Origin of the sequence: Enterobacter sp. C6 (assembly GCF_008122455.1) — a bacterium.
GTDB classification, from domain to species: Bacteria; Pseudomonadota; Gammaproteobacteria; order Enterobacterales; family Enterobacteriaceae; genus Enterobacter; species Enterobacter pseudoroggenkampii.
Window position 1 is genome coordinate 1 of record NZ_QPFW01000143.1, and the last position, 11608, is coordinate 11608.

The 11608-nt window shown below is 59.0% G+C and carries 11 protein-coding genes; 6 read left to right on the top strand and 5 right to left on the bottom strand.

Annotated features, from left to right (window positions below):
* The 3 genes from DOU50_RS03005 to umuC all read left to right on the top strand — a co-directional run.
* On the top strand, window positions 1–153 hold a 153-nt coding region (locus DOU50_RS03005; RefSeq protein ID WP_194266118.1), incomplete at its 5' end, for an aldo/keto reductase.
* A gap of 159 nt (window positions 154–312) precedes the next feature.
* Complete coding sequence (gene umuD / locus DOU50_RS03010; protein WP_024909162.1) at window positions 313–747, top strand: translesion error-prone DNA polymerase V autoproteolytic subunit; 435 nt, start codon at window positions 313–315, stop codon at window positions 745–747.
* Complete coding sequence (umuC, locus tag DOU50_RS03015) at window positions 731–1993, top strand: translesion error-prone DNA polymerase V subunit UmuC (RefSeq protein WP_148768771.1); 1263 nt, start codon at window positions 731–733, stop codon at window positions 1991–1993. The genes umuD and umuC overlap by 17 nt, the downstream gene beginning before the upstream one ends.
* Before the next feature lie 12 nt (window positions 1994–2005).
* Here umuC and DOU50_RS03020 read toward each other — a convergent pair whose 3' ends face one another.
* Both DOU50_RS03020 and DOU50_RS03025 read right to left on the bottom strand, forming a co-directional pair.
* Entirely contained in the window at window positions 2006–2275 is a 270-nt protein-coding gene (locus DOU50_RS03020) for a hypothetical protein (protein ID WP_148768772.1), read from the bottom strand.
* A gap of 82 nt (window positions 2276–2357) precedes the next feature.
* A complete protein-coding gene (locus tag DOU50_RS03025) occupies window positions 2358–3245 on the bottom strand; it encodes a LysR family transcriptional regulator (RefSeq protein ID WP_148768773.1) in 888 nt (295 codons plus the stop codon).
* Between the two features lie 97 nt (window positions 3246–3342).
* On the opposite strand from DOU50_RS03025, the gene DOU50_RS03030 reads away from it, so the two are divergent.
* Window positions 3343–4398 (top strand): SDR family oxidoreductase, encoded by a 1056-nt coding sequence (locus DOU50_RS03030; protein ID WP_148768774.1) that lies wholly within the window; start codon window positions 3343–3345, stop codon window positions 4396–4398.
* Between the two features lie 40 nt (window positions 4399–4438).
* Here the strand turns inward: DOU50_RS03030 and DOU50_RS03035 are convergent, their stop codons facing one another.
* Window positions 4439–5419: an NAD(P)H-dependent flavin oxidoreductase gene (locus tag DOU50_RS03035; RefSeq protein ID WP_148768775.1), complete on the bottom strand. Its 981-nt coding sequence runs from the start codon at window positions 5417–5419 to the stop codon at window positions 4439–4441.
* 128 nt (window positions 5420–5547) lie between these two features.
* On the opposite strand from DOU50_RS03035, the gene DOU50_RS03040 reads away from it, so the two are divergent.
* On the top strand, window positions 5548–6432 hold the full coding sequence (locus DOU50_RS03040; protein WP_148768776.1) for a LysR family transcriptional regulator: 885 nt from the start codon (window positions 5548–5550) through the stop codon (window positions 6430–6432).
* Here DOU50_RS03040 and DOU50_RS03045 read toward each other — a convergent pair.
* Window positions 6404–7858: a PLP-dependent aminotransferase family protein gene (locus tag DOU50_RS03045; protein ID WP_148768777.1), complete on the bottom strand. Its 1455-nt coding sequence runs from the start codon at window positions 7856–7858 to the stop codon at window positions 6404–6406. The genes DOU50_RS03040 and DOU50_RS03045 overlap by 29 nt on opposite strands.
* A gap of 96 nt (window positions 7859–7954) precedes the next feature.
* Between DOU50_RS03045 and DOU50_RS03050 the strand changes: the two genes are divergently transcribed.
* Window positions 7955–8722, top strand: a complete 768-nt coding sequence (locus DOU50_RS03050) for an arylamine N-acetyltransferase family protein (RefSeq protein WP_048991182.1) — start codon at window positions 7955–7957, stop codon at window positions 8720–8722.
* Between the two features lie 22 nt (window positions 8723–8744).
* Here DOU50_RS03050 and DOU50_RS03055 read toward each other — a convergent pair.
* Window positions 8745–11608 (bottom strand): efflux RND transporter permease subunit (locus DOU50_RS03055; RefSeq protein ID WP_148768778.1); only part of this gene is annotated, 2864 nt, incomplete at its 5' end.

Sequence of the window (11608 nt, forward strand, 5' to 3'; positions counted from 1 at the left end):
CAGGTTGCGCTGGCATGGCTGCTGCAGCGTTCCCCAAATATCCTGCTGATCCCGGGCACCTCTTCCGTGGCGCATCTGCGGCAAAACCTCGCGGCAGGGGAACTGCAGCTGCCGCCTGACGCACTGGAAACATTGAATACGCTGATGGACTGATCGTCACAGGCGCAAAGCCGGAAGGGCGCTTCCGGGCTTTGCGCGTTTTAAATCTTCTGACACTTCAACGCGTTTGGGTTCGCCTCCGGAAATGACCTTGATCCCTGGCCATAATCCGTAATACTGTATTTATATACAGTATCTGGCGAGAAAGGCATTATGGACACTCTCTTTTCTTATCATCCAAACCAATCTATTGAATTACCGTTGTTTGCAGAGCGTGTAGCCTGTGGTTTCCCCAGTCCGGCGCAGGACTATGTGGAAGATCGTCTCGATCTTAACCGGCTGGCAGTGAGACACCCCAGTGCGACCTATTTTATCAAGGTGAGTGGAGACTCCATGATTGGCGCGGGGATCGGCGACGGCGATCTGCTGGTGGTCGATCGTTCGTTAAATGCCGAACATGGGGACATCGTCGTGGCGTCGGTCGCCGGTGAGTTTACGGTGAAAGAGCTACAGACCCGCCCGGTTCTGAGGCTGTTGCCACATAATGCCCGCTATCAGCCGATTACCTTTCAGTCCGAAGAGGAGCTGCAGATCTTCGGCGTCGTCACCCACACGCTTAAAACGCATAAACATGTTCGCGCTGGTTGATGTGAACAGCTTCTATGCCTCCTGCGAGAAGGTATTTCGCCCCGATCTGCAGGGGAAGCCCATCGTGGTGGTGTCCAATAACGACGGCTGCATTATTTCACTGTCACCGGAGGCAAAGCAGTTCGGCATAAAAATGGGGGAGCCCTATTTTAAATTCAAAGAGAAGCGGTTTCCGGAACGGGTTTACGTCTTTAGCTCGAACTATGCGCTGTATGCCGATCTCAGCAGTCGGGTGATGCAGACGCTGACCGATCTGGCTCCGGCCATAGAAATTTACTCGATCGACGAGGCGTTCGTGAACGTTTCAGGGATCGGTAACTGCCTTGCACTGGAAGCGTTCGGACACCAGATGCGCACGCAGGTCTATAAAAATACGGGCTTAACCGTTGGCGTCGGTATTGCCCCGACCAAAACGCTGGCGAAGCTGGCCAACTATGCGGCGAAGCGGTGGGCGGGCACCGGCGGCGTGGTCGATCTCTCAGGCCGGGAGCGGCAGCGTAAACTGCTGGCAAAGGTGCCGGTAGAGGAGGTGTGGGGGGTAGGGCGGCGCATCACGAAAAAACTGAACGCAATGGGGATTACCACGGCGCTGGAGCTGGCGGAGGCCTCCTCGTGGGTCATTCGCAAACATTTCAACGTGGTACTGGAACGCACGGCGCGCGAGCTTCGCGGCGAGCCCTGCCTTGACCTGGAAGAGTACACCCCCACGAAGCAGCAAATCATCTGTAGCCGTTCGTTTGGACACCGCATTACCCAATATGAAGAGATGCATCAGGCGATTTGCGCCTATGCGGAGCGCGCCGCAGAGAAACTGCGCGGCGAGCATCAATACTGTCGTTTTATCAGCGTGTTTGTGCGCACCAGCCCGCACGCTGACAACGAAATTTATTACGGCAATCAGGCTTCTATCACCCTGATGACGCCCACCAATGACTCGCGCGATATCATCCGCGCCGCCACGGAGGCGCTGGGGCGGATATGGCTCGACGGGTATCGCTATATGAAGGCCGGGGTCATGCTGGCGGATTTTTTCAGCAGCGGCGTCGCCCAGCTTAACCTGTTTGACGATAATCGTCTGCGCGCCAACAGCGCGGCGCTGATGGAGATGATCGACAGCGTAAATCACTCCGGCAAAGGGAAGATATGGTTTGCCGGGCAGGGGATTGAGAAACCGTGGGCGATGAAGCGGGAAATGTTGTCACCGGCCTATACGACGCGATACGCGGATTTACCGGTAGCGAGGTAGAGGATGGTTGTGTTATTTCTTTTGAATCAACCAGGTTGCCGCAGCCGCCAGCACGCCGATCAGCGGCATTTCGCCCGCTCCGGCCAGGAAGTTATGGCGATCGATCTCATTGTTTTTACGGATATCCGCAAGGCGGGTAAGCGCCCCTTTTTTATCCGCAGCGCCGATCTCCTCAAACTGTTTTTCAAACCCCTGAGCGATGAGCTGAGCGGCCGCATCGGTGTTTGCGCTCTCAATCGCAATGAGGTTCGGGCCTTTTTGGAAAAAAAGGTAATCCGGCATACGTGCTCCAGAAAGAGGGAATACGGTAAAAACACTCTATTCTTTGCGATTAAAAAATGCACGTCATTTACGGCGGAAACAATCAGTTTTTCTTTATTATTTCAGGCAGTAACTGCTCAATCACGCTGACGACCTTTCTGACGCGCTGCGGAATAAAGCGGGCGTCAGGATAGACGGCATAGAGGAAGCGATCGGGTAACCGCCAGTCGGGCAGCACCGGTACCAGCGTGCCGGTTTGCAGCGCGCGTGTCACGAGCGGCTGCTGCATGCCGCCGATACCAATGCCGGACTCAAGCGCCTGCAGCAGCGCGTCGCTGGTGTTGGCACGGAAAACAGTATTCACGTTGACCTCGACCGTCTCCTCGTCAGACATCAGGCGCAGGGGAGCACCCAGTGGAATGCCGCTGAACCGCACGTGTGGCAGCGTCGCCAGCTCGCTGACGGCGCGTACCGCCTGAAAGCCGGGGGCGGCAAACAGCCTGGTTTCAATACGCCCCAGCACGCGCGCCGCATGCGCCTGCGGGGGCTCACTGCTCAGCCGTATCGCGACATCCACGCCCTCCGTCACCAGATCGGCAAAGCGGTCATCCAGGGAAAGCATCAGCTGCAGCTCGGGATGCAGACGCTGCAGCGCCAGCAGAAGCGGCAAAAAAATCTGCCCCAGGCCGCTCGGTAACTGAACATGGACGCGCCCCTGAACGCTATGATCGACAGGATGTAAACGCCTCTCCGCTTCCCCCATGGCGTCCAGCACAAGCTGCATATCACGCCGGTAACGTTCACCCTGTTCGGTCAGCTTCATCTTACGCGTCGTACGGTGCAGCAGTACCACACCCAGTGATTCCTCAAGCGCCGCGATCTGTTGACTGACGGCGGACTGCTTAATACCGGTCTGACGGGCGGCCGCTGAAAACGAGCCCGCTTCAGCGACGCGCAGAAAGGTAGAAATGGCATTGAGCTTGTTATTCATTTAATGATTCTGCTTATAAGTGCCATCGGTTTCAGGGGATATCTCCAGAAAAAATAATATATCACACTGCGTCTGTCACCCTTTCCGGAGAAACACTATGAACAAGATGCAGCAACACAACGTCGCCCTGGTCGCGGGCGCCAGCGGCATTGTCGGCAGGCAGCTGGTCAATACGCTCCTGCACCATCAGTGGGAGGTGATCGGCCTTAGCCGCCATGCCGCGTCTCATCCTGACGGCATCCCCGTGGTGAACGTCGATTTACTGGATGCGCAGGACACTGCACGGGCGCTGCACGCCATGAACGGAGTCACCCACATCTTTTACAGCGCCTGGGCGAACGCGGCGAACTGGGCAGACATGGTTGAGCCGAACGTCACCATGCTGCGTAACCTGGTCAGCACCCTCGAAACAGCGGCACCGCTGCAGACGGTAAGCCTGATGCAGGGCTACAAAGTCTACGGTGCGCATCTGGGGCCGTTTAAAACCCCGGCGCGGGAAAGCGATCCCGGCGTAGCGGGTGCCGAATTTAACGCCGCGCAGCTCACGTGGCTCAGCCAGTTTCAGCGGGGGAAAGGCTGGCACTGGAATGCCATCAGGCCGGGCGTGGTGGGGAGTGCGGTGCCGGGCAATGCCATGAACCTTGCGCTGAGCACCGCTCTGTACGCCTCCCTGTGTAAGGCGCTGGGTTTACCGCTGCGTTTTCCCGGTTCAGAACAGACCTGGCACAGCATTGTTGACCATACCGACGCCGGGCTGCTGGCCGAGGCAACGCGGTGGGCCGCCACGTCACCTGCGGCACAGAATCAGGCCTTCAACGTAAACAATGGCGATATCTGGCGCTGGAGCGAGCTGTGGCCGCGCATCGCACGCTGGTTTGAACTGGACTCTGCGCCGCCGGTGAGGTTGTCATTTCATCAGCTGTTTAACGACTATCGCGGCGTATGGTGCGAGCTTGCCGAAGAGCGGCTGGTGGAAGCGGATATTTTGCAGCTAAGCGACGGGCGGTTTGCCGATTTTGTCTTTAGCTGGGATTACGACATGTTCGGTGACGGGAGCAAGCTGCGCAGGGCGGGCTTTACGCAAATGCAGGCGACCGATGAGATGTTTTTCCGCCTGTTTGCGCAGCTGAGAGCCGCGCGGATTATTCCCTGAGAACACAGGGCGTCCTGATAACCGTCAGGACGCCGAGGGCTTACTCAACCGCTAACAGATTGACGATCTCGGCCACGCTTTTCACGCTGCGGATATTCCCAATCCCCGTGCCGAGCGCGATATAGCCTTCATCGGTGTTATTTTCCAGCATGCCCAGACGCAGGCCCCGTAATCCGCCCATCGCCTTGCCCAGCGCGTCGTTGCTTGCGCCTGCTTTATCCATCGATGCCAGTTTTTCCGCCAGCTTGCCGGGAAGCGCGCGGTAGTAATGGGGCACGGTGCGAAAAAGCAGTAAGTCCAGGCCGTTGGCGGCAACAATTTTCTCTTTGACCCCCTGCGGCACGCGGCTTTCTTCGGTACTGATAAAGACCGATCCGGCAAACACGCCTTCCGCACCTAACGCATGCGCCGCTCTGGCGGTGCGATTATCGGTAATACCGCCCGCGGCCATCACCGGGATGTGCTTCACGGCATCGGCAATCAGCGGCACGATGGAAAAGGTGCCAAGCGCCGTTGCGGGTAACGTTCCGCCCTCATCAAAACCGGTGGCGACGATAATGTCTGCCCCCAGACCTTCTGCGAGACGGGTGTTTTCCGGCGTGGGATTGATGTCGCGGTAGATAATAGCGATCCCTGCCTCTTTTAACTCGCTGAACAGCGCGGGAATAATGCTGCCTTCCCCATAGCCTGTATACACCACGGCCCTGACGCCTTCCTCTTTTACCACCTTAAGAATTGGTCCAGTCCAGACGTCATTAACGGCGGTGGGGATCAGGTTCACGCCAAACGGTTTTTCGGTCAGCCGTTTGGTTTTACGAATTTCTTCGCGCATTTTTTCGGCTGTCGCTTCCGGCGTGGAGACCGCGGTGTCGGCGGTTAAGCCTGCATTGGGTCCCAGCACGCCGAGCCCGCCGGCATTGCTGACCGCGGCAACTAAACGGGCATCGGTAAGCCAGGATAACGGCCCCTGAATAACAGGCTTTTCGATACCCAGGATCTGACAGATACGGTTATTTTTCATAGCAGACTCTCCCTTACGTTTGAATGGAGGAGAGTGTAGGGGGCAATATTGTTAGGAAAAATAGCCTAAAAGATTCATCACTGTTATAAAATCAATAACAATATCCCGTTCACGGTTTGAAATCCTTTATGCAAATAAACCTCTTTGAATCTATTCGAATTTTTATTGAAATTGTCGAGTCAGGTAGTCTTACCCAGGCGGCGGAGAATCTGCAGATCCATCGTCCGGCAGTCACCAAAGCGTTACAGCTTCTGGAGCAACACAGCGGCACGCGGCTCCTGCAGCGCACAACGCGTCGAATTAGCCTGACGCCGGATGGGGAGGCGTTCTATCGCCAGAGTAAACCCCTGCTGGCACAGGCGGACGAATTACTGGAAGCGTTTGGTACGGACCGGGAAATACACGGTCAGCTGCGTGTGGATATGCCGGTCTCTTTTGCCACGCTGCGGGTAATACCCAATCTGCCTGATTTTTATCGTCAGCATCCTGAGGTAGACATCATTCTGAGCAGCTCTGACCGCCGTCGGGATATGCTGCGGGATGGTCTGGACTGCGTGCTGCGGGTGGGAGAGCTGGACGACGGCGATTATATTGCGCGTAAAATCGGGAACATCAAAATCACGACCTGCGCCAGCCCGGCCTGGCTGGCAAAACACGGTACGCCAGAAACGCCGGATGATTTACGCAAACATCAGGCCATCAACTGGATTAATACCAGCAGCAGACATATTCATCCGTGGACGTTTACCACGCCAGAAGGCGTCGCGGAGATCGCGCTACCCGGTAAGCTGGTGGTGGATAACTCCGAGGCCTACATCGCGGCAGGCCTGGCCGGGCTCGGGGTAATGCAGGGGATGAATCTCTTTCTCCAGCCTTACATTGACCGCGGCCTGCTGGTTGAGGTCTTGCCAGCCTATCGCTCGCCGGACCGCAAGCTGTCACTGCTCTACCCACACCGTCACCTCTCCCGCAAAGTGCGGGTATTTACCGAGTGGCTGGAGAGTCTGGTGTGAAAGCGGCCAGTTCATGGCATAGGGCCCCAATCTGCCCTACGGCATTGAGCAGGCGGGGCGTCGGCTGGTTTGCGCAGTTTAGCCGCAGAAAGTGCGTGAGTTCTGCGCCAGGAGAAAACAGGGGACCGGGGCTGACGCCAATACCCAGCGCCAGCGCGCGACGATGCACCTCCAGGGCGTTGACCTGCTGAGGCAGTTCTACCCACAGCAGGAAACCGGCTGCGGGTACGCTAACGCGCGTACCGGGTGGGAAACTGGCCTCGACCCGCGCCACGATGGCGGCTATTCCCTCCGCGATACGCCGCTTTAGCCGCCGCAGGTGACGATCGTAGTCGCCGCTTGCCAGCATCTCGCTCGTCGCGGCTTCCAGCAGCGGTGCACCTGCCCAGTCTCCGGCCATGCGGGCCTGCAAGACCTGCGTGTGGTAGCGTCCGGCGGCAATCCAGCCGATTCGCCACCCCGGCGCAAGCGTTTTAGACAGGGAGCTGCAGTAAATCACATTCCCGCTCTGGTCGAACGCCTTGCAGGCCGGAGGACGTTGCCCCTCACCGACCAGATCTCCGTAAACATCGTCCTCAATCAACGGAATTTCTGCCTCTTCAAGCAGGGCAACCAGTTCCTGCTTGTGTGCGACGGGCATACTGGCACCCAACGGGTTTTGCACGGTGGGTGAGGCCAGGACGGCAGCGGGGCGATGGCAGCGAATGGCGTCAGCCAGCGGTTCCAGCAGCAGGCCTTCCAGAGGGTCGGTGGGGATCGCTAAGGCCTTCAGGCCTAAATCCTCCAGCAGCAGGAGCGTGCCAAAGTAGGCGGGCTGCTCAATTGCCACCACATCACCTGGCTGACACACGGCCCGAAGTGCCAGGCGCAGCGCCTGCGTCGCGCCCGAGGTGATAATGAGATCGTCCGCGCCGAACCGGGCTCCCCATTGCGCAGAACGCGCGGCAATCTTACTTCGTAGGTCTGCTCTTCCCGGGGGCAGGCTGTAGCTCTGTCCATGCGCGTCCAGACGACGGACCGCAGAGTGCAACGCCCGCTGCAGCGCGTCTCCTGGCAGCCACGCGGGATCGGGCAGGGCGGCGCCCAGCGGGATCAGTCGGGCTTCTGCACTGCTGAACAGCGACCGGGCCACGGCGGACAGGGTGACGGGGACCGGCCCGGGTGAGGAGCGCGCGGGCTCCACGCGCGGTGGCAGGCTGGTCTGGCGGATGTAGTAACCTGAACGCGGGCGCGCAACGATCAGCCCTTCAGCCTCGAGGCAGCGAAGGGCCTCCAGCGCCGTCGGAAGGCTAACGTGCTCGCGCTCGGCCAGTTTACGCGCGGAGATCATCCTGTCACCGGCGCGCAGCGCGCCAGACGTCAGCGTGAGGCGCAGCATCTCGGCAATTCGGCGATAGTGTGGGGACGACTGGGACGGGGCAGACATGGGTATCTGTTCAGGCTAATTTTCGATAAAACTGACTATACAGCCAATGATGCGCGCCATCTATAGTGTCCGGCATGTTCAGGACAAGGAGGCATTATGCACAGCGATAATTTCGACATTTCCTCGTATTTCAAACGCATAAACTACACCGGACCGGCGGCGGCCGACACGTCCACCCTGCATGCGCTGATGCGTCATCAGCTCTTTTCCGTTCCCTTTGAAAATCTGGACGTGCAGGCGGGTAAAATTGTCTCGCTGGCACCAGACGACATTGCCGATAAGGTGTTAAAGAAAGGGCGCGGCGGCTACTGCTATGAGGTGAACGGGCTTTTCGCCATGGCGCTGGAGGCACTCGGTATTCCTTACCGTTTCGTGGCGGCGCGTCCGATGTTCTACCCCGCGCGGCGGCCGAAAACCCATATGGCGTTGATTGCCGAGGTGGAGAGCCGACAGTGGCTTTGCGACCTCGGGTTCGGCAGCTACGGCATTCGTGCGCCGATGGCGCTGGACACGCTTGATGTGGATATCACGCAGGATTTCGACACGTTTCGGCTAAGCCGCAGTGCGGAGGGCGAATATCTGCTTGAGGCGAAGGTGGAGGGAGAGTGGGCCAGGCAATACGGCTTTGATCTCACGCCTCAGGAATGGATTGATTTCGTCCCGGCCAACTACCTTAACTCCACGCACCCGGATGCGATCTTTGTGCAGAAGCGGGTGGTGGTGCAGCACAGCCCGGAAGGACGTCAGATTTTACTGGGCGATATGCTGAAAACCATCACGGCGAACGGCACTGAAGCGCGGCAGCTGGCGGAGGATGAAATCCGCCATGTCCTGAAAGACCGTTTTGCGTTGACCGCCGCGTAATCAGCCGGGAAACGGTGGAGCCTCAGCGCAGTTCATCTTCTGTGGCTTTGCGCTGAGCGCCCCACTGTAACAGCAGGCTAAACGACGCGGGTAACACGGTCAGCGTCACCAGCGTCGCAACCAGCAGCCCGCCGATGATGGCATAGGCCATTGGACCCCAGAAGACCTGGTGAGAAATGGGGATCATGCCCAGAATGGCGGCACAGGCGGTCAGACAGATGGGTCTGGCCCGGTGTTCCGCAGCCGCCATAATCGCGGCATCGTTTGTCATCCCCTGAGCAAGATTGCTGTCAACCTCGCTAATCAATATCACCGCGTTCCGCACGATCATCCCCGCCAGGGCGATAACGCCCAGCAGCGCGACAAACCCCATCGGCGTTCCGCCGGGCAGCATAGCCAGCACGATCCCCGGTAAACCAAACGGGGCCATCAGGAGGGCCAGCAGCATCCGGGAATATCGCCGCAGCTGAAGCATCAGCAGCAACAGCATGATGACCAGCGTTACCGGAAGAACGGTAAAGACGGAGCTGTTCCCCTTATCCGATTCGGCAACCGCGCCGCCTTCTTCAATGCTGTAACCTGCCGGCAGGTTCGCGCGCAGTTTATCGACCGCCGGACGCAGCGCCGCGGATACCGCTTCAGCCTTCAGCCCCGGGGCAAGATCCGTTTGCACCGTGATAAAGGGCACGCGCTGGCGACGCCAGATAACCGGATCGTCCACGCCCCAGACCGGCGTCGCGACGGCGCTGAGCGGAATTTTTTTACCGTCATTCCCCTGAATCGTGAGCGAGGAGAGGGTGGCGGTGCTGTGACGTTCATCGTCAGTGGCCCGGAGCACCACGTCGACAAGGCGGTCGTTATCTCTGATGGACGTGACAACGCTGCCGGACCAGACGGTATTCAGCGTGCGGGCGAGATTTTCTGACGATATTCCCGCCGCCCTGGCCGCCGTCTGATTCACCTTAAGGGTGATGACCCTCTCCGGCTCTCCGGCCGTCTGGTTAACGTCGCGTGAGAACGGGGACTGCCCAATCGCGTCCGTGAGACGGTTCGCAAACGCCCGGACCTGCAGATAATCCGGCCCGCTCACCCGGTATTTGATAGGCCAGCCGACGGGGGGCCCCAGTTCAAGGGGCGACACGCGCGTGATGATGTCGCTAAACTGCGCCGCCAGGATCGTGTTGAGCTGTGCGTGCAGACGATCCCGCGCCTCAAGATCCTTAGCCACCACAACCATCTGGGCGATATTTTCATTTTCCAGCAGCACGTCCATCGGCAGGTAAAAACGGATGGCGCCTGAGCCAACGTAGGTCGAGAAGCGATCGATATTGCCGTTGTCGGCCAGCGCTTTTTCCAGCTTTTCCACCTCTCTGAGGGTTTCCGGCTGCGAGGCGTTGGCCGGAAGCGTCAGGCTGACCAGCAGTTCAGGCCTGTCGGAGGCAGGGAAAAACTCGCCCTGCATAAACGTCGTGCCGTACGCTGACAACCCCAGCGCGGCAAGCGCAATCAGCACGGTGGAGAGCCGGTGGCGGAGCGCCAGGCGTAAAAGCCGTCCGTACCCGCGCGCGATCCTTCCCGGTCCCGCCGCGTGATGTCTGACTTTTTCCGGCAGCAGCCACGTACCCGTCAACGGCGAAAACAGGATCGCGACAGCCCAGGAACAGAGCAGGGCGATGAGCACCACCGCAAACAGGGAAAAGCAGTATTCACCGGCGCTGGAGGCTGCAAAACCAACGGGAATAAAGCCGGCAATCATCACCAGGGTACCGGTGAGCATCGGGAAGGCCGTCGTTTTGAATGCATGGGTGGCCGCATGCCGACGGGAATCCCCGGCTTCCAGCCGGGAGACCATTGTTTCGACGGCGATCATGGCGTCATCCACCAGCAGGCCCAGGGCAATGATCAGCGCCCCGAGCGAGATACGCTGAAGGCCGATGCCTGCGAGCATCATGCCGGCAAACGTCATGGCGAGCACCAGCGGGATGGCCGTCGCCACCACCAGTCCGGCCCGTAAACCCAGCGAGACAAATGAGACCGCCAGCACGATAACAACGGCTTCGATAAGCACCCGGATAAACCCGCTTACCGCATCACTCACCACCGCTGACTGATCGGCAACTTTCACCATCTCGATACCGTGCGGCAGTCCGGCGCTAAGCGCCGCCATTTTTGCGTTCAGCGCAGCACCGAAACGCAGCATATTGCCCGTTGGTGCCATCGACACCGCCAGCCCGATAGCCTGTTTGCCGTTCACCCGGTAGGCCGGGGCCGGTGGCTCGGCGATTTCCCGGGTGACGGTGGCAATGTCGGTCAGCGGAATATAGCGATTGTTAACGTGCAGCGTGACGGCGCGTAAACTCTCTTCGGTCGTGAGCGCCCCGCTGACCTTTATCGCCATGTTCTCCTGCCCGGTACGCATCGTTCCTGCCGGGACAACGGCGTTTTGCGCCCGGAGGACGTCGGCGACCGCCTGAATATCCAGCCCCATACCGGCCAGGCGCGCCGGAGAAAAGGCGAGAACCCACTGCTCTTGCTGTTCGCCCAGCAGGGTGGTTTTACCCATATCCGGCAGGGACATCAGCTCGCGCCGTATTGTCTCTGCGCGATCCCGCACCTCTCGCAGGGTGAAACCATCGGGAATAAAGGCGTAAATTGTGCCGAACGTGTCGTCAAACTCGTCGTCCACGGCAGGACCCTGCACCCCTTCAGGCAGGGACGGCGCGATGTCCTGCATTTTTTTGCGAACCTGATACCAGATGTCCGGCACGCTTTGCGGGGGCGTATCGTCACGGAGGTTGACGTGGATAACGGTGCGTCCGGCCCGGGTTTCACTTTCGAGATAGTCCAGCCAGGGCGTTTCCTGCAGCTTTTTTTCAAGCGTATCGG

Excerpts from the sequence above, each read along its gene's own strand:
- DOU50_RS03020 (WP_148768772.1), bottom strand. The coding sequence starts at position 2,275 with ATGCCGGATTACCTTTTTTTCCAAAAAGGCCCGAACCTCATTGCGATT.
- umuC (WP_148768771.1), top strand. The coding sequence starts at position 731 with ATGTTCGCGCTGGTTGATGTGAACAGCTTCTATGCCTCCTGCGAGAAG.
- DOU50_RS03035 (WP_148768775.1), bottom strand. The coding sequence starts at position 5,419 with ATGAAAAATAACCGTATCTGTCAGATCCTGGGTATCGAAAAGCCTGTT.
- DOU50_RS03050 (WP_048991182.1), top strand. The coding sequence starts at position 7,955 with ATGCACAGCGATAATTTCGACATTTCCTCGTATTTCAAACGCATAAAC.
- DOU50_RS03030 (WP_148768774.1), top strand. The coding sequence starts at position 3,343 with ATGAACAAGATGCAGCAACACAACGTCGCCCTGGTCGCGGGCGCCAGC.
- DOU50_RS03045 (WP_148768777.1), bottom strand. The coding sequence starts at position 7,858 with ATGTCTGCCCCGTCCCAGTCGTCCCCACACTATCGCCGAATTGCCGAG.
- DOU50_RS03040 (WP_148768776.1), top strand. The coding sequence starts at position 5,548 with ATGCAAATAAACCTCTTTGAATCTATTCGAATTTTTATTGAAATTGTC.
- DOU50_RS03025 (WP_148768773.1), bottom strand. The coding sequence starts at position 3,245 with ATGAATAACAAGCTCAATGCCATTTCTACCTTTCTGCGCGTCGCTGAA.
- umuD (WP_024909162.1), top strand. The coding sequence starts at position 313 with ATGGACACTCTCTTTTCTTATCATCCAAACCAATCTATTGAATTACCG.